Raw genomic sequence first — 19,536 nt, forward strand, 5'->3', positions numbered from 1 at the left:
AGCAAGATGCTGGGAATGGGTAGCGAGCAAGATGCTGGGAATGGGTAGCGAGCAAGATGCTGGGAATGGGTAGCGAGCAAGATGCTGGGAATGGGTAGCGAGCAAGATGCTGGGAATGGGTAGCGAGCAAGATGCTCGCACTACTGGCGTGACACAGCTAAAATAGGGTTTTGTTGGTAGTGAACACTTTAGTGTTCTAACGCCTAGCTGGAGAGGGCTAAGGTTCCCTCACTACGAACTTCCCGTCGCGCCTTCTGTTGTTACCAGGGACTCCCTATCATTGTAAATGCTGACCAATAATAGGGATGAGAAAGTTCTTTATCCCCTAACCTTGATAACTCTGGCGGTAACGTCAGGGTTTTCCCATTCACCTGCAATTGTCCACCTTGTAGCTGAACCTTTCCTTGCAACATCGTGATTTGGGCTTGTCGGAGGGCGTCTGCTTTAATCGAGGTATTGTGTAACTGACTATAAAACTCAGTCATTAACCCTAACGTAGCTTCATCACTGACATACCACAAACTGCCCAATGCTGATTTTACCCCTGCTTGCACCGCTAACCCAGCAAAGCCTAATTCGGCATTTTCATCGCCCACAGCAGTACGACAAGCGCTGAGAACTAATAACTCGACAGGGGGATCATTCCAACCCAGTTGACGCAGTTGATCTAACTTTAATTTAGTATCAAATAGCTGAATATAGGAATTTTCTGGTTTTCCTGGCTTAAATTCGCCATGAGTCGCCAGATGAATAATCTGAAACGGTTGATTTTGGCGTTGGGATTTGAGATTATTCAGCGTAAATTCAGTATTGACAAAGGATTTCCCTTGCCAAATTTGATTGGCAATTGTAGAGACTTCGATGGGTACCGCAGGTAAGGGCGATTGATCCGTAAATTGAGACGCGCCCATGGCTAAAACTTGGGCATTATCAAGGGGTTGATATCGAGTATCGGTTAAATTAACACTGGGGATAAGTCCGAGACTATATTTTTGCACCAGAAACTGTTGCCCATCATGCAACGCGGCGACGGGTATTGCCCGTAATCCTGCATCCATGGAGAAGACAATGGTGTTAATTCCTTCTTTTTGCAACTCCGCTTCTAAGGGTGCAATTAACCATTGGTACAGTTGCTGGGCAGAATTAAGGTAACTATTGGTATTCCGTTTAATCGGATCAGTCATGTTTCGCCTAAACTCTGCCACTTTTTTCATCAGTACCTCACGGCGGGCGGCGGGAATACTTTTGTGAATCGGAATTCCTGAAGGTGTGACTAACACTAAATCCAATTGTTCGGCGCGGGCAAATGTATAGAGAACCGCTGGTTTTTCTCCGGTTGCTTCTCCTGTCTGATTCAGACGTTCCTGGATATCGGCAAAGGATTTTAATTCTCGATTCACTCGTTGATCAATATAGGAACCGAGTTCTTCACTAAACAGAATATCGATAAATAGTACCGCTTGGGGAATCTTATTTTCATCCAACAGACGGGCAATATCAATGCGATCAACGGTTCGTAAAATTAACTTGTCCGACTCTTCTTCGGGAATCAGTGATGGGGGAGAAGGGTTGATGTCTGCTGGGAAATCTTTGACAATTTCATTAGGAATTGAAACGGGAGGTTCCGGTGGTGGGTTTATTGGAGCAGGAATTGAAACGGGAGGTTCCGGTGGTGGCGGGGGTTCCGGTGGTGGCGGGGGTTCTGGTGGTGGGTTTTGGGTAATGATTTGAATTTCTGCCTGAGTATAGGAACCGGGGAAGGATTGCGAGGGCAAAATTGAGTTGGTTGAATCGGTTGTAATCGCCCCGGCTGTGCCATTAATTTGGGCATTTCCGACATCAAATGATGTATTTATGGCGCCACCATCATGTCGGATAATAATGTCACCGTCTCCCTCACCGCCAGCCGTAGAAATGCTGGCTGAAATGCCATTTTGGTCGAAAAATGTACCTGTAGCTTGGAAAAATTGTTGCGTGGTAATGTCAACATTACCGCCGCTACCGTTGCTTCCCCCTTGGGCATTAATAGACTCAACTAAAATACCATTTTCTGGGTCGAGAAAAACATCGCCACCATCCCCCACAGTGCCACTTGTATCAATCTTACCTGTAATCATGCGATCGCGTGCTTCAATGCGAATGGTTCCACCCGTTGTTCCCGAAGCGTTTAAGTCGCCTGTGGTGATGATTCCCGGTTGACTCATTAGGGTAATTCCCCCATTGGCTGTAATATCGCCTGTAGTGATATCGCCGCCATCTAAACCTGTACTCAGGGAAACATTACCCGCAAATGTCAACGATTCACGAACCGTAATTTTATCGTTTTCTGCACCAGTATCTACATCCAGATTTTCCAGGCTGGAGTCATAATTTATCGTTTGTGACTCCCGCGTTAATTGATTGGCGGTAATTTCTACATTATCGGTTGTGTCTGTACCCTTAATCGCCAACGTATCATTACCCGTTGTGCCGGAATCATTAATTGTTGTTCTTGCACTCCCTATATCGCTTAAATTGATGATATAATTATCGCTATTTTCTCGACCATCAATATTACCACTCACCGCCGCACCACTATTCACTTGAAACGTATCTTGTTTATCACCACCTGTCAGATTTTCAATGGCAGAGAAATTAGCGATTCCATTAATAGTTCCTCCATTCAGTGCCGTAATCGTCCAGGTATTAGCAGCGTTTGCCCCAATCAGACTATCATTACCCGTTCCCCCATCAATTCTGCCACTGAGAGAACCACTATTATTCAATCTAAAGATATCATTAGCAGCCCCTCCAGTCAGATTTTCTATTGAAGTGAAAGAGAGGGATTCGTTAAACCCACTCACCTCACCTGCATCTGTACCCGTAATCCTATAGATGGTATCATCATCAGGTCCAATTAAGGTTGAGCCGCCAGCAATCGTCACCGGATCTTTGAAGTTGAAGGAATTAAGCGTAATTACACCAGTTCCATCAGATTGTCCAATTGTAATCGAATTAAAACTATCTTGTAGCGCTGTCAAATCCGTCGTGGAGAGATCTAACGCGGCTGTATCTGAATTATCCGCAATTATAATATCTTGGCTCGGTGTTCGAGGCTGAATCTGTACATCCCCAATCCCAATTACAGAATCAACCCCTCCATTCAAGTTGATTTCATCGGCGGTTAAATTAAGCGCATTGCCATTACTTGTCGTCGTCACATCCTGAAGACTAATCTGGTTAGCAGTCATATTAATTGTATTCGCCTGAATCCCCTGATTCGCCGTAACCTGATCCGCACTGGTAATCGTCAATCCGCCCAATGGTGTTGAAAGGCTTGTTCCTTGACCGACATTGTAGTGAGCTTGGATTTGTTCGGGGGATAAAGCTGAGTTATAGATAGCCACTTCATCAGCATAACCTTGGAAATTTCCATAGACTATACCTCCAATTTTATTGCTGGGATGAACAACAGTATACGGTGTACTCGCCACTCCACTGCTGACCAATTTACCGTTGATATATAAACTAGGTGTTCTGTTATTATAAACTATGGCAATATGAGTCCAATCATTGAGCGTACCCGAAGAAACAACGACGGCTGGCATATAATCACGGGAATGCTCGTAAAGGCTGACACCATTAGTTCCTACAGAAGCACCAGCCCCCAAATGAACCTTTGGCAGTCCTCCCCAAGTCCCTTCTCCATGCTCAGGATTGAAGATATAGTTTTGTCCTGAAGTGCCATCATAATTAAAACCTATGGGATTGTCTGCTCTCACTTTGTCTATTTCGTGCATGGTTTCTGGTTTGACCCAGACTTCCATGGTGAACGTGTTGACAATTCCCGTATCATTAAGCGAAACGATGTCATCCGTTCCATCAAATCTCACGCTAGAACCTATCTTTCCAGTTTGTCCAGCCGTAGGACAGGTTGTGGTTGAACATGAACCCATATTGTTGGAGCCGGAAATGTCACTAAAGCTAGTCGCACCCGAGTCTTCTTCAAATGACCAGTACCCCACTGGATCATCTAGAAGAACTGCCACATCATAAGGCAATGCTCCTCCAACTAAACCCACAAATGTCACATTTGCTGTACCTGCATCTAGAGTCAAGGTTGGCGGTGTTCCCCCACTCAAACCATGCAAACTGCTATTAAAGGTAATATTACCCCCAATTGTAGAACCTGTTCTCAGGGTTTGATTGCTGCGAAGAATAACTGGAGATTCAAAGGTAAGATTTCCCCCATTCAAGCTAATCGAGGCATCTAAATTAATAAAGGCAGCTTCAAAGGTTAGACTGTTGTTACTGGTGGAATTAATATCTTCGTTAATATCAATATTTTTAATCGCCGCAATGGAGACATCCCCGTTATTCAGGGCAGTTTCAATCGCTGTATTAGAAATTTGGAACGTGAGTCCAGCGCCATCTCCGGTTAAAATTTGATTATCGCTAATCTCACTATCATCAGTACCACTTGTGCCAATTTCTACTGTTTGTGGATCTAAAAATAACTGACCATTTTCACCCGCAGTCGCCCCGACATCAACGACTCCATCAAACGCTAGATTCTCTTTCCCCGACACTTCAACCAAACCACCATCACCCGAATTCATGCCGCCACGGGCGCTAATTGTGCCATAAAATTGGGTGGTTTGATCTGCCCAAAGAATCACTTCTCCCCCATCACCCCCATCCTGTGCATCAGCCTGAATCACGGAATCGTGGCTAACGTAGGTATGGGAAGCATTGGGTAACGTTCCCTCACCCTGATACTCTCCGCCAATCTTGACACTACCGCCGCCCTGGATTCCTGTAGCATTAATAGTGGTGGCAATTAAGCCGACGCGATCGCCTAATACCTGCACATCACCGCCAACCTCTCCCGACACATCCAGATCACCGGCAATAATGGTTGTCCCTATCGTTGTGGGAATCTGCGTTTCCGTCTCTTCCAGGGTGAGAGTGCGATCGCGATTCACTGTCACCCCGCTTACCGCTTCCCCACTGTTATTTGTCAGCAACTCCGGTAACATCTGAGGTTCAATGGGTAATACATTCCCTTGACTATCTGCAAGCGGTTGTATCTCCAAACTCAGAATTTGTCCGGGCTGACTTAACCGTACCCGACTGGTTCCCGGAACGGCGGTTACGGTAATATTACCCCCAGGTGTGGTTAAATTCCCCGTATTGAGTACAGCTCCCCCAATTAACCCCAGATTCTGTCCAGCGGATATGGCTAAATCCCCGGCATTAATTATCGCTCCGGGTTGCACTGTATCAAAAACAAATTGATTAGGATTTCCGACTAAATCACTGTAATTATTGCTACTAAATGCCTGAAACCAACCGCCATCAAAGCCAATTCCTGTAGCCGTTGTGGCGATGAAATCACCCCCGACATTAAGCTGTGCATCTTGACCGAAAACGATGCCCGCTGGATTGATTAAATATAAATTAGAGTTGCCCCCAGTGACTTGAATAAGACCATTAATCATTGAGGGATCGCCACCAAAAACCCGCGTCAAAATATTATGAATCGTTGGATTGGAGAGAAAATTAGCAATTTGAGTTGAGGAGAGTCCAAATTGCTCAAAGCTGTGGAATAGATTTGCCCCATCCTCCGATAAAGAACCCCCGGTGATATCGAAGCGGTTCCCATCTGGGGTGACAATTGTACCTGTACCATCGCTGGGTGAGGGAATCGGTTGAGACTCAACTGGCTGGATGGCAACGGTACTGGCTACGATTAGTCCTGCTAAAAGCCGCGTGTTTCTGAGATAAGCGACATTCATCGGGTAAAAGCCCCCACCAAACGATTTGATATAAGCCTACTACATCAGAGCACGATTTGTCATTTGTTATTTGTCATTTGTCATTTGTTATTTGTTATTTGTTATTCGTTAGGACTTACGCAAAGCCTCTATTTGTAGGGTGTGTTAGCGCAGCGTAACGCACCGTGACCACCATAAGTGGTGGTGCTGCCTGCGTAAGTAAGTCCTGTTTGTTCTACTCGCTTCCCTTAAAAAGCCAGCTACGTCGTGAGGGTGTGAGGAGTATTTGCAGAACTTAATTATTTAAGATTCATCATTCTGTTTACCGTTGCGATAACCATAGAAGTCAATCCGATACTCAGTAATTTTAACGCCAGTTTGTTGTTCAATGTGTTGAATTAGTTCATCGGGCAATTCTACATACACATCCATGATCTGATGAGTATCCACACAATTAACGTGACTGTGTGCATCGCTGATATTTCCGTAAAGCCGTCCATCAGATCGTTCAATACATTCGATAATGCCTTGAGACGATAACGCCTCTAGATTCTGGTATACAGAAGTATGACCAATTTCTTTGCCTTGCTGATTCAGGCGATCGTAAATTTCTCGTGCTGAAAGATGCTCTCGATCTTGCCACAGCAGTTCCAAAATTAAGCGGCGTTGACGCGACAAGCGCATTCCTAACGTTTGACATCGATTGAGGGCGTCTTCCAATGAGCGAATTGGTTTGACAACTGCCGCTTCTTTCTGCATAGTCGATACGTTGAATAGGGTGGTTAGCTGTATGGGGAGTAGTCTCAAGCTCTACCCTGAAGGTGAGCCTGATAGAGATCCCGTCATGCACTGGTTACAAGTGCATTATATTTGCGGATTTGACACTCCCCCGGTTAAACATGCCCTCGAACGAAGTGAAGGGACGCGGGGGATTCTTCCTTCGCAGGGAGGCAGAGTTTATCGTCTTCGGTGGACGTGACCTTTACCCTCAGTAGAGACGTAGCATGCTACGTCTCTACCTACCGTGTGTCCCACGGCTTGCCCTGAGCTGCGTCGAAGGGCTTCCCTTTCAAATTCGCTCAAGGTTAACAGTCCTCTTATTTCTACTACCTGAGCGGCTGCGACATCACGATCACAAACATACCCACAATGCTGGCACTTATGTACCCGCTTAGAGAGTTTCTTTTTGCCTGTCTCTCTTAAACATTTGGGACAGGTCTGACTTGTGCCGTTAGCGGGTACTTTTTGGAAATACACACCACGCTTGAAACAGCACGCTTGAAGAATGTTTAGAAATTGACCCCAACCTGCATCTAAACAGCTTTTAGCTAGCATCCCACGCGCTAATCCTTTTAGGTTGAGATCTTCTACAAATATCATATCTGCCCAATCACAAAGGTTATGGGCTAACTCCCAGTGGTAATTCTTGCGGGTATTGGCTATCTGTTCATGTAGTCGGCTTACTTTGACTTGTGCCTTGGCGCGATTCTTTGACCCTAACCGCTTTTTAGATGCCTTCTTTTGCAGCGATTTAAGCTTGCTTTCTAGGCGTTTAAACGGTCTTGGATTGGGGAATGTTCGTCCATCAGACGCGGCAGCAAAGTGCATTAAGCCTATATCTATTCCTAATGATGTACCAGTCGGACTGATCTCAGGCGATGCCCTGAGCGAAGTCGAAGGGAGCTTGCTGAAGGGTACATCTACTTTCCATTGCAGGGTGAGTTGTACATACCAGCCGGATGCCCGTCTCACAATTCGTGCTTGCTTAATGGCTGCGTCTTCAGGTATTGGACGGGACTGCTTGAATTTGACCAACCCAATTTTAGGTAGATTGACCTGATTCCCTTGAACGGGTTCTTTCCCCATTGATGGAAAAACGAATGAACGCATTCTGCCAGTTTTCTTGTACCGTGGGAATCCTCTCCCATTTTTCCACATTCCCTCAAATGCTAGTTGTAACCGCTTGAGGATTTTTTGTAGCACTTGTGAGTGAACTTTCTTGAGGTCAGGGATGCTCTTTTTGGCTTGGGTGAGAGCTACCGCTTGACTGTTATAAGTGGGTGCAGGTTGATCTGCTGGTATGATGTACTCGCTTTTGATCGAGCAAGCGTTCACCGGACATTTACGACTGTTAACCCAATGTTTACGCTCACAAAGAGCATAGTTATAGACTCTCCTACACTGTTCTAACCATTCCTCAAAGGTGGCTATCTGAGCGCTAGTTGGCTTCAGCTTGAATTCGTAAATTAGGTTAAACACTTGCCTCGACCTCTTGCTATGTTTACTGGTATTATATTACATTATTGGTTGAGTGTCGTCAAAATGAAGTAGACTCACAACTAAAGTTGTTTGGCTGGACGCATCGCGGCAATTGAGCTTGTCGAAATTCGGTTTCATCCCCCGTATTTTAATCGGGGGTTTTCACCATCGCTACCTGATAATTTTTTTTGCCAAGCTTTGTTCAGGTTTGGGTCTGAATGACTGGCTATCTGGCACTGTAAGGCAAACTCATTACCACTTTACCTTAGATGGTTTGAGTATGTCTACTGTGGACTGATATCAAGTCGGGTAGCATCGATTGTGTTAATGAAAACTAAGGTAAGCTTGATCCGAGGTTAAGCCTGGGGACTGGTTAAGTGCCGTCACGACCAGGAAGAAAGACCGAAGTAATCCAGGCTAATGTACAGACGCGGTAACAGTGCGTCTCTACGTCCAAGTGTTGTGGAGCGGATAAAGATTAGTGGCAATCACAATTAAACTCAATTCCCATTCCATCAATGATTTAGACCTATCGCCCGTCCAGACTATGATTGATAAGTGGTTGACCGAGGGCGCGATCGCAAACTATGAGCAGCAGTTACGCTTTGAGTTTAACTACCCTCGCGAACCCAATGATCCACGGGAATGGTCAGAAATTCCGGAAATACGTCTGTGGTTTATCCGCTTAGATGTTCAGTATCCGTGGTTACCATTTCTGCTGGATTGGAAAGCTGGGGAACTCGCCCGTTACACGGCGATGCTCGTCCCCCATCAGTTCAATCGGACGGAAGGAATTCAGTATAACCCAGAAGCTTTAGAAATTTTCATGATGCAAAAGGTTTTTGTGGTGAATAACTGGTTACAACAAATTGATTTACCCAACCAGTCGCGCCTCAAGTCCATGGCTCAAATGTTAGGGTATGAACTCGATGATACCTTGTTTAAGCTAATGTTCCCCCCAAAAAGAACTTGAGACATAAAGGGGTGAGGACTTACCCACAGACGCTGTATACAGTAGGAACACGATATGTTCCCTACAGATGGTGGTTCATCTTGGTGTTGGCTTTAAGTAGAAGGGTACTGACTGGTAGGCTGGTGGGTTTCGACTTCGCTCAACCCACCCTACGGTATATCAAGGGTTTCGACGCTCCAAAACGACTTAATCAGCCTAACCCCGCCAAACTTGTTTTAGTACATCATCAGGCTGAATATCGGCAATCCAACGAGTGGGTGATTGAATACCGATATAGCGTTCTGATGGGGGTAGGAATTTGTTCGCCTCTGTTGGACCAAATAGGGCAATTGTATACGTTCCCACAGCTACAGCCAGATGCATTGAGGCACTATCCGTACATAACAGTAAATTCGATCCCGCAATCATCGCGGCTAACTTACCAATATCCGGCGGTGAGGTCATCTGTAAATTAGGACAGACTTGGGTGAGAGCCGCCACTAACTCCGTATCCTCCGAACCATGCAGCATAACCAAAGTCAGATCCGGCTGTTTTTGGTGGATGTCTTCAATAACCTCTTGCCATTTATGGGCGGGATAAACTTTATCAATGTCCTGTGACTGATCCAGGTGGTTAGAGCCGCCGTCGATCATAATGTAACCGCTTTCCGGGATACCGAGGCGGGTTTGTTCCCCTTCAGCCCAATCCAGATCGGATTTTGGCACACGAATGGCAAGTTCTGGACAGGGGATGTTAATCCCTAACCCAGTGAGCAGGTCATGATACATATATGCCGCATACTGCTCTGTTTTGAGCGGTACAGTATTGGTGAAAAACCACTTACCCTGACTGTTGTCGTAGCCCACACGGATGGGAATACCACTCATCCAAAGCAATAGCCCCACTGACCACCGACGCTCTAGGACAAGTGCCGCATCGTATTCGCGATCGCGGATAATCCCCAACAGGTTACCAAAATCTGCTAAACCGTTGCGGTCTTTATAGTCAAAGGGTAATACTTCATCGACTGAACCGGAAACCCGATAGGCTATCTTGGCGCGGGGTTCCACAATCACATCGATTTCGGCGTCGGGGTAATTGGCTTTTAGGTCATCTAACGTCGGAAAGAGCAGCAGTTGATCGCTGATTCCTCCCGGAACAAGGGCTAATAGTCTCATCTGAATCTGAATATAATTTAGAGCTTGTATATCAGCTCAATTTTAATGGACTGGTCGTTCCTAATTTCAGGGAATTTTCCAGAAATTAGTTTGTCCGGCTCACCGTGACAGGGTGAACTCCTACACCCCTGCTCCCATTGCCATTTGGCTTATGGGATTACGTTACGCATGATATTATACCTAGTGGTTTCATCAGATGAACCAGTAGTAGCATATTAGATTAGATTGGTCGGGACTAGAGAGTTGGCATCAAAGGCGGAAGCTCGTGCATTTATTAATTCCAGCAGCGGGAATGGGACGACGGATGGGGAGCGATCGCAACAAGCTATTGCTCACCTTACTGGGTAAACCCTTATTAGCATGGACGCTACTGGCGGCGGAAGCGGCGACGGAAGTTACCCAAATTGGCATTATTGGACAGCCTGGGGATCAAACGGATATTCAGGCAATTCTGGCGGATCTCGCCCTGACTAAAGCCGTACAGCTTATTCCTGGGGGATCAACTCGCCAAGAATCCGTGTATAACGGCTTGCAGGTTTTACCCCCAACGGCTGAACGGGTACTGATTCACGATGGTGCGAGATGTTTAGCCACATCCCAATTATTTGATCGCTGTGCGGAACACCTGAGAGATTGTCCAGGTTTGATTGCCGCGATCCCGGTTAAGGATACGATTAAAGTTGTCGATGATTCGGATATTATCCAAGATACACCGGACAGGCGACGGTTATGGGCAGCCCAGACGCCCCAAGGATTCGACCTGTCGCTGCTGAAGCAATGTCATGACCAAGGACGGAAATTGAATTGGGATGTTACTGATGATGCTGCATTATTTGAGCGCTGTGGGCTACCTGTACAGATTGTGGCAGGGGAAGAGACTAATCTCAAGGTAACTACACCCATGGATTTAGCGATCGCGGAGTTTATTCTGCGTCAGCGACTTGCAGCCAGTCCTCAGTCATAAGGATCGTCATTTGTCAAGGTTTAAAGAATATTTACAGAACTTAATAGTATTAGACGAATTTCCACAAACCTACTAAAGTCAATTGTCCGAGCTGGTTTAACCAATAACCGTTTATCGATTTTATTTTATCCCCAAGAATGAACTGAGATGAAACTTCCCACTTTTCTGATTATCGGTGTTCAAAAAGCAGGGACAACCTCGATTTATAACTATTTGAAACAACATCCACAGATTTACATGAGTCCAGTTAAAGAAACAAACTTTTTAGAAAAGAACTGGGAAGAAATTGAAACTCAACGGCAAGCCAAAATTAACACCTTTGAAAAATATTGTCAACTGTTTGAAGGGGTAACAGATGAAATTGCGATTGGAGAAGCCTCACCTAATTATCTGTTTCATTATCAGTCATCCTCAGAGCGGATCAAGCGTTATGTTCCTAATGCCAAGTTAATTGCGGTCTTGCGAAATCCAGTTGACCGAGCCTATTCGGATTACTTAATGCATATCCGAGATGCCATTGGCAAAGGAAAGCACAACAGCTTGTCCGACCAAATAAAATACCGGGCTGATAAATCGTTTATTTTGCTCAAGGGATTTTATTATCAGCATTTGCAGCATTTTTATAATGAATTTGACCGAGAGCAACTCCAAGTTTATTTGTATGATGACTTGTCTAAAGACCAAGTTAAATTCATGCAATCTATGTATCAGTTTGTTGGGGTAGATGATACCTTTTCACCGGATGTCTCCAAAAAAGCTCAAGTTGCTCAAGTCCCCAAAAATACAGCAGTGAATAAGATGTTACGCCAAGAAAATCCCTTGAGAACGATAGTCAGGTCGGGACTCCGAGTTATTTTACCCCTGGAAATGAGACAAACTATTCGTTCTCGCCTCATTCAAATGAACTCTCAAGATAAGAAAGCAGCTCCACTTTCGCCAGAGGAGCGCAAACAACTGATCGAACTCTATCGAGACGATATTCTCAAGTTACAAGATTTAATTCAACGAGACCTTTCGTCTTGGTTAAAGTAGTCATTGGTCATTTGTCATTCGTCATTTGTCATTGGTCATTCGTCATTTGTCATTTGTCATTTGTCATTTGTCATTTGTGATAATTGAATGGTTAGGTCGGGGCGGGTTTAGTTATATCAGGGTGAAAACAAAACGTTAGTGGTAAAACCCGCCCCTACAGACTCTCTTACAGGTGTATGTTTTTATTTTAGGGTTGAGATAAGACAAGGGGGACAAGGTGACAAGAAGACAAGGTAGAATGGACGTACATAATCCTGTTCGGTTGAGCTAAACACTCTTCCCCATCTCCCCCAACTCCCCCAGCTTCATCGTATCTACAAAACTGCTCAAGTATTTCCGCAGCGCTGCACTAGGAGAATTGATGAACAGCCACTGATATCGACCACCACGACTCTAGGCAATTCCCCTACTCTTCCTTTAATCGGTAAAATATAGTGAGAATAAACTAAATTATATCAAGAGAATGAGTTTACCTAAACCAATTGGTCGCCAAAAAGAGGTACTCTGTCTACCAGCACAGGGACACTTTGCCGTGTTGGGAACGGCAGGTAGTGGCAAGACGACACTGGCTATTTTGCGAGCCGCGTATCTTGCATCTCCAGGAACTGATCATCAGGGTAAGACGCTATTAGTTACGTTTAATACGGCGCTTGTCACCTACTTAAAACACCTTCAATACCGCCGATTAGATCATGTGGTTATAGAAAACTACCATAAATTTGCTAGAGGTTATCTTGCTAAGCGGAATCAAATGCCTCGGAATGCTATTCTCTCTCCAGAAAAGCGCGACTATTTTATTAATCAAGCGGTTGAACAGGTTTCAAAGTGTTACGAATCACATCCGATTTTTGATAATAAAACAAGTCTTTTCTCGGAAGAAATTCGTTGGATAGCACAACATGGAATAACTAGCTATCAAGCATATAAAAATGTAGCTGAATTAGGGGGATCAGAAGTGAGGTTTAAGCAAGAAGAACTAGAGCTAGTGTTTGAAATTTATCAAGCTTATCGAGACCTACGCAGCCATAAGTACGACTGGGATGACGTTGCTACTGCGGTTTGTTCAGAGTTTGATGCCGATAATTCGCCGCGTTTGTATCGACATATCGTAATTGATGAGGGTCAAGATTTCTCACCAGAAATGATTCGCTCCCTGGCTAAAGCTATTCCCAGCGATGGTTCGTTGACATTCTTTGGAGATGTTGCCCAGCAGATCTATGGAAATCGTATGTCGTGGCGCTCGGCTGGACTCACAATCGATAAAATTTGGGAATTCAAAGAAAACTATCGGAATACTAAGCAAATTGCCAAACTTGGACTAGCTATCTCAAAAATGCCATACTTTAGAGATATATCCGATCTTGTTGAACCTACTTCTCCAACGGCTGATGGACCATTACCAACTCTAGTTGAGTTTTCTTTGAGAAACCAAGAAATCAAGTTTGTTGTCCGGCAGGCTGTTCTGCTAGCAAAAACGCAGAGTGTCGCTATTCTTTTTCGTGACCGTCAAGATGAAAACTCTATTAAAGACAATTTACCTCAGGGAAGAATCCGTTTGCACCGAAAGATGACAACTTGGCAAGCTCAACCGGGTATCCGATATGGTACATATCATTCGGCAAAAGGTCTTGAGTTCGATGCAGTTATTCTACCATTTTGCAATAATCAACGACTTCCAGATCCAGAAGCCGTCACTGCCTTTGGGGAAGCGGACGCGGCGGATCAAGATGGTCGCTTATTGTATGTTGGAGTAACACGGGCGAAAACACGTCTTATTTTAACGTACACGGGTGAAGTTACTCGCCTTCTACCCACCAATCCTAGCCTGTACGATAAGGTGAGCCTATGATTACTGCAATTAAGCGTGAGGTTGAACGGCGGGGAATAACGCGGCTGTGTCACTTTACACCTTCACGAAACCTCGTTCACATTTTGACTGGGGAAACGGGAATCTTGGCAACAAAAAAATTACAAGATGATGAACGTAATATTTTTACAGCAACGGATTTAAAACGCCTTGATAGACATGAACGATATATCTGTTGTTCAATTGAATATCCCAACGCTTGGTACTTTGACAAGGCGAAGTCTAAAGACAAATTATTTCAGGATTGGGTTGTGCTGTTCATTAATCCTCGATACCTTTGGTTACCTGGGACTCGTTTTTGTCCGCGAAACGCGGCTTCCGCTTATGGAAGGAGTATTGCAGAAGGATCGGAGGCATTCTTATCACTGTTTGCTAGCTCTACCCAAGGAGCCAATAACACAACCTTTAATCGTTCCTCTAATCATTTAGCTTGCTGTTCAACTGATAATCAGGCAGAAGTTTTAGTACCCGACCAGATAGACATATCTGATATTTTAGCGATCGCCCTCCCTAGTCCAACACAAGCAAGAAACGAAATCGCACGACTTCGATTGCTGGAGGTATCAGGAGATAGATTCAAGTTTATAATTACACCAGACCTCTTTGACAAGAATAATTTGAGTAATTACATTCGCTCAGGTAAGCGACCGCAAGAAACCCCCTTGATACCGAGGGATGAACCATGAACCCTAATGCCCCCTACAATCCCAATAGAGTTTCTCTGAGTGCCAAAGCGCAAGGTGCATTCCTAGGTGCGGCAATTGGTGATGCTCTCGGCTGGCCCCAAGAACTTCTGTATAAAAGACTTGATCAGCAAAAAGATACTAATCTCAACAGAGGATTTCAACGATGGGTACGGAAATCAGGGGGTCAATATTATCCCCATGAGGAGGTCATTCTTCCAGGTGAATATAGTGATGATACCCAATTACTTCTGAGTACGGCGAGAAGCCTGCTTTATAGAAAGCAGTGGTGGCATCATTTGACTAGGCGAGAGCTAACGACTTGGACTCGTTATGAAAGAGGCGGTGGTGGTGCAACAAAACGTTCAGCACAGGAATGGTTAACAGGACAAGAGCCTTGGTTGTCTCCCAAAAATAAAAAGAGATACTTTGAGGCTGGTGGTAATGGCGTTGCCATGAGAATCTTGCCGCACTGTTTATTGGGTGTGAAAAATACCGATTTTGGCACGGTTGCTCAGAATATCGTCACTAATGGTATCTCGACTCATGGTCATCCCAGAGCTTTAGTCGGAGCGCTGGCTTACGGTTTTGCTGTTTGGGTAGCATTCCGAGAAACAGAAACGCTCAAATATGGTGCAATTATTGAGAAAGTACTTACTGAGGTTAATGCTTGGTCAGGGCTGCCAGATTTGGGCAATCTCTGTGGAAATTGGCGGCAGGTAGCGCAAGAAGTAAATGCTGGAGCCTATGATCAGCATTGGCAAGAGACAGTTGATGAAATGACACAACTGCTTGAGCAGTGTTTAGAGGGAATGAAACCGGGGGCGCTCCCAATCGAGTCAGAAGTTCTGACTAAACTCGGATGTTTTGATAAAAGTATCAAGGGGGCGGGAACAGTTACTGCTGCTGCTTCTATATTTCTGGCTTCTCGCTATGCCGCTGATCCCTTGAATGGTCTGATTGAAGCTGCATTTGCCCAGGGTGCTGACACGGATACGTTGGCTTCTATGACTGGTGGACTGCTGGGTGCAGTGGCTGGAACTGAATGGTTAGGAGACTATACAGAACAGGTTCAGGATTCGACTTATATCAGACAGTTGGCAGAAAAGTTAGTAAAAAATCAATGTTTTTGCCAAATTAAACGAGCTGATGCTCACAAGGTTACAGGAAAAGAAATTAATTCTTTCATTGAAAAACTAGAAACATTAAAACAGGATGATGCTGTCTGGATTCCAGATGGCAGACAGGGAAAACTCTCTGAAGTACAAATTCATCAGCCACGATCGAAAACAACAAGGGCTATTTCCTGGAAGTTGATTACTGATGAGAGTCAGTCTCTATATATCAAAAAGATATCACGGCAAAAGGCTGATACAAACCCGAAACCCGATAAAACCGTAAGCGCTTCTAATGATAGGTGGCAATCCATTGATTTACAGCCATCCGAGGCGAGAAAAATTGCTGTAAGAATAGAAGTAAGTGATCTGGCAAAAGCACGTTCTTTCTATGAAAAAGCTTTAGGTCTAAAAGTTGAAAAAGAAAAAGAAAATCTGGTGAACTATGGGAGTATTGCCTTAGTCTTATCAAACTCTGCCCCGATGTCTGTCCAGCAAACCAACGGTTTCTTTGCCAACACAAGACATACAATTTGTATTGAATACCCCGTAATAGACCCGGTCTATCATAATGTTCGCCAACTCGGTTTTAAAATTTTGAAGCAAATTTCAGAGAAAGGTGGTCGGCAATTTTTCCAATGTCTTGATCCAGAGGAGAACACGGTTGAAGTTATTGAGGAGCAATTTTAATCAAAAATTTCACTTTTTCGTGTCGCAAAAACTATACTTTTGCGGCGAAAGTTTTCCATCAGTATTGAGATTAGGGTATGCTAGGGGCGGATTTAGCCGATCAAGAGATACTATAACCAATAACCTCTGTCGCTAAACCCGCCTTGACCAAAAATGGGCAACGTGAAGTATATATTTTGAACATTTAAGCGGATAGTGCCATCTCTTGTTCGGTTTGAATCGGTAGCGTAATTGCAAATTTGGTTCCTTTCCCTGGTTCAGAGGTGACTTCAATTTTACCCTGGTGTTTTTTCACAATCTGGTAACAAATGGCTAATCCCATCCCTGTGCCTTTACCCACAGCCTTAGTGGTGAAAAAGGGATCGAATATCCGGTCTTTAACTTCTGCTGGAATCGCTGCACCATTGTTCCAAACTGACAAGCGAATCCAACGATTATCGATGGTTTCACTACGAATGACGATTGTCGGTATAGCTTTACCCTGAACCTCTTCTAAGGCGTCAATGGCATTGCTGATAATGTTGATAAACACCTGATTGAGTTGAGCCGGATAACAATCAATTCGCGGTAATTGATTGTACTTTTTGACCAGGTTAATGTTTGGCTGGAGGCGGTGCTCGACAAGCAAGAGGGTGTTCTCTAGTCCTTCATGGATATCTGCCCGTTTTAACTGCGCTTCATCCAGACGACAGAAGTTCCGCAATGATAAAACAACTTCCTGGATTCGTTCAGCCCCACTTTTTAAGGACGACAGCATTTTCGGCATATCGGCGATGAGGAAATCTAAATCCATCGCTTCGCTTTGTTCTTGAATCGCGGCGTTAGGCTGAGGATACTCTTGCCGATACAGTTCTAGCAAGATCAGTAAGTCGTTAATCGATCGCTTAGCATAATCTAGATTACCGTAAATAAAGTTAATTGGATTATTAATTTCATGGGCAATCCCCGCTACCATCTGTCCTAAACTGGACATTTTTTCCCGTTGAATCAGTTGGGCTTGGGTTTGTTGGAGTTCTCGCAGCGCTTGCGTCAATTCTTGCGTTCGTTCATCGACGCGCTGTTCTAAGGTTTGACGCGCTTGTGTCAATTCTTGGGTTGAGTCATCTACCCATTGGACAAGCTGATTGAGAGATGTGGCTAATGAACCGACTTCATCGTTAGTGGTGACAGGAGTGCGAATCTCCAGATTGGATTCTTTGACGATCGCACTAGCAACGTGAGTTACTGTTTCGATAGGATGCGCGATCGCACGGCTAGTAATGGTGGCTAAAAGTACCGCGATACCTACCGATAGCAGCGAACTGCTAACCATGATTCGCAGGCGTAAGGCTTCTGCTTGTGCTAATTGTTGATGTACCTGAAACTGTTGCGCTTGTGCCTTAGTTTTGGCATCCTTGACGTGCTGGGATAGGTGATTGAATTGAGCCATCACTTGGCTGGTAGAGGGGTGATGCAGTGCCTTTAAGAGTTCTTGTTGTATCGCAGTAACCTCCTCTGGCTTCAGGTTTTCCGATTCACTGATCTGCCAGAGTGATTCAATCACTTGATTGTAGGCGTCTATATTCGCTTCATACTCCTGAACCAGATGATGTAATTCAGCCGTGTTCATGTTCAAGTCATCGGGATACGCTTGGATGAAAGTATCTAACTCAGAGAGTAGGCGTTTCATCCGATCCACATCGGCTAAATACTGATTCTTTTGGGCGTCAATCTGGCTAGGGTTCACCGAGGCTGTGAGTAGTTCTTGCGGATGCGATCGCACAGCCAAGGTGACATTTTCCAAGTTGCTGAGGAGATGGTGCTGCTGATCGGCAACTCGTTCTTGTTGTTGGGCTTGGTCTTGGTAATAATTACCTAGAATTAATCCTCCGGTTGTTCCCAGAATAGATATGCTGATCGCCAAGGCGTAGCCGTAACCAATTTTCTGAGATATGCTGAGGTTGCGGATGCCTTCTTTGATCCAGGTGAAATGGAAAATTCCGGATAAATTCTTATTCAAATTTAATGGGTTTTGCTGACCCATTAAGGAATTTTGGGGAGAGACTGGGGGGTATCGGGAATTGGAAAAAAGCATAAGATAAGCCAAAAAGTGAGATAGATTGTCAGGTTTCCAGGGGAAGTGATGCATGATTAGCGAGAAATGATTTAGTTACCCAATTAGTATCATTGTTGACAAAAATAGTTTGAGCTGGCGACAATTAGTAGAGAGAACGTTTCATTTTGCCTGATTTCATCGATACACATTACCTTTTTACACCCTCTATCTATTAATTGTAGGAATAAAATGATGAAGTTTTTGACAAGTTTTCATTTTTAATTGACTAAACAAATAAAGTTAGAGTAAAGATTGACGGGAAGAAGCAGAAAAAAAATTCCGTTCAAGGGCTATCAATGAATGAAGTTGGCTGACCGTATGGACTAAAGGGACAACGACAGCGTGGCAGAGTCCTACCCGACTTATAAAGTAATGTGAAGATATTTAATAAAACTCATCAATGGGTTAAAAAATATTAAAAACGTCCTGATCAGACTGGAAATAAGCCCAGACATTTGTTCGTTCAAGACTGTAGGGTGGGCAATGCCCACCTTGCCCCTATCAATAGGGTTTGCATCCTCAAATTGCGTAAGTTCTATCTTTTTGATGTGCAAGTAAGGAAGCACATTAGTTTTGTGATTTGGATCATCCCAATTCGCCAAAATGATTGGTAATGCGAACATTTGAGCGCAGGAATCAATATGAATTTATACTAGAAAGGATAGAGAGAATTAGTTAACCGCCGAAGTCAAATTGTAGTGGCTCGGCATACCTAATTTGATGGATTAGCCGCACGTTTTTGTTGTTTCCCCCTCATCCCCTAACCCCTTCTCCCACCCCCCTCGTTCCCCCCTACAAGAGGGGGGAGGACAGAGGATGCTTCGCTTTTGTTGCACGGGAGAAGGGGAACCATCACTCTCAGAGGTGATATCATGTTCACCTAAACAGTTATTATCCCCTTGAAGCCTTACAACCTTACTGAGAGAAATAAGCTGTTATGCATT

At 44.5% G+C, this 19,536-nt stretch carries 11 protein-coding genes; 6 read left to right on the forward strand and 5 right to left on the reverse strand.

Annotation, left to right across the window (positions count from 1 at the left end; all coding sequences use genetic code 11):
* Nucleotides 1-260: 260 nt before the first annotated feature.
* The 3 genes from RIG27_RS01065 to RIG27_RS01075 all read right to left on the reverse strand — a co-directional run bounded on the left by RIG27_RS01065 (nt 261) and on the right by RIG27_RS01075 (nt 8,015).
* Nucleotides 261-5,777, reverse strand: a complete 5,517-nt coding sequence (locus RIG27_RS01065; RefSeq protein ID WP_446341632.1) for a CHAT domain-containing protein — start codon at nt 5,775-5,777, stop codon at nt 261-263.
* A gap of 282 nt (nt 5,778-6,059) precedes the next feature.
* Nucleotides 6,060-6,515, reverse strand: coding sequence for a Fur family transcriptional regulator (locus tag RIG27_RS01070; RefSeq protein ID WP_446341634.1), 456 nt, complete (start codon nt 6,513-6,515; stop codon nt 6,060-6,062).
* A gap of 198 nt (nt 6,516-6,713) precedes the next feature.
* Nucleotides 6,714-8,015 (reverse strand): RNA-guided endonuclease InsQ/TnpB family protein, encoded by a 1,302-nt coding sequence (locus RIG27_RS01075; protein ID WP_446341636.1) that lies wholly within the window; start codon nt 8,013-8,015, stop codon nt 6,714-6,716.
* A gap of 481 nt (nt 8,016-8,496) precedes the next feature.
* Between RIG27_RS01075 and RIG27_RS01080 the strand changes: the two genes are divergently transcribed.
* Nucleotides 8,497-8,988 carry a CRR6 family NdhI maturation factor gene (locus RIG27_RS01080; RefSeq protein WP_446341638.1) on the forward strand — a complete coding sequence of 164 codons (492 nt, stop codon included), beginning with the start codon at nt 8,497-8,499 and terminating at the stop codon, nt 8,986-8,988.
* A gap of 195 nt (nt 8,989-9,183) precedes the next feature.
* Here the strand turns inward: RIG27_RS01080 and RIG27_RS01085 are convergent, their stop codons facing one another.
* Nucleotides 9,184-10,146, reverse strand: coding sequence for a glycosyltransferase family 9 protein (locus RIG27_RS01085; RefSeq protein WP_446341640.1), 963 nt, complete (start codon nt 10,144-10,146; stop codon nt 9,184-9,186).
* 265 nt (nt 10,147-10,411) lie between these two features.
* On the opposite strand from RIG27_RS01085, the gene ispD reads away from it, so the two are divergent.
* The 5 genes from ispD (at nt 10,412) to RIG27_RS01110 (ending at nt 16,497) form a co-directional block, all read left to right on the forward strand.
* On the forward strand, nt 10,412-11,110 hold the full coding sequence (gene ispD / locus RIG27_RS01090) for a 2-C-methyl-D-erythritol 4-phosphate cytidylyltransferase (RefSeq protein WP_446341642.1): 699 nt from the start codon (nt 10,412-10,414) through the stop codon (nt 11,108-11,110).
* Between the two features lie 147 nt (nt 11,111-11,257).
* Nucleotides 11,258-12,142 (forward strand): sulfotransferase family protein, encoded by an 885-nt coding sequence (locus RIG27_RS01095; RefSeq protein ID WP_446341644.1) that lies wholly within the window; start codon nt 11,258-11,260, stop codon nt 12,140-12,142.
* Between the two features lie 463 nt (nt 12,143-12,605).
* The gene (locus RIG27_RS01100; protein WP_446341646.1) at nt 12,606-13,991 is read left to right on the forward strand and encodes a 3'-5' exonuclease; all 1,386 of its coding nucleotides are present in this window, start codon (nt 12,606-12,608) and stop codon (nt 13,989-13,991) included.
* Nucleotides 13,988-14,695, forward strand: coding sequence for a DarT ssDNA thymidine ADP-ribosyltransferase family protein (locus RIG27_RS01105; protein WP_446341648.1), 708 nt, complete (start codon nt 13,988-13,990; stop codon nt 14,693-14,695). The genes RIG27_RS01100 and RIG27_RS01105 overlap by 4 nt, the downstream gene beginning before the upstream one ends.
* Nucleotides 14,692-16,497, forward strand: a complete 1,806-nt coding sequence (locus RIG27_RS01110; protein ID WP_446341650.1) for an ADP-ribosylglycohydrolase family protein — start codon at nt 14,692-14,694, stop codon at nt 16,495-16,497. Before RIG27_RS01105 ends, RIG27_RS01110 begins: the two co-directional genes overlap by 4 nt.
* Nucleotides 16,498-16,681: 184 nt before the next feature.
* Here RIG27_RS01110 and RIG27_RS01115 read toward each other — a convergent pair whose 3' ends face one another.
* Nucleotides 16,682-18,520, reverse strand: a complete 1,839-nt coding sequence (locus RIG27_RS01115) for an ATP-binding protein (RefSeq protein ID WP_446341652.1) — start codon at nt 18,518-18,520, stop codon at nt 16,682-16,684.
* Nucleotides 18,521-19,536: the final 1,016 nt, after the last annotated feature.

This window comes from Coleofasciculus sp. F4-SAH-05, assembly GCF_040222985.1.
GTDB lineage: Bacteria > Cyanobacteriota > Cyanobacteriia > Cyanobacteriales > Coleofasciculaceae > Coleofasciculus > Coleofasciculus chthonoplastes.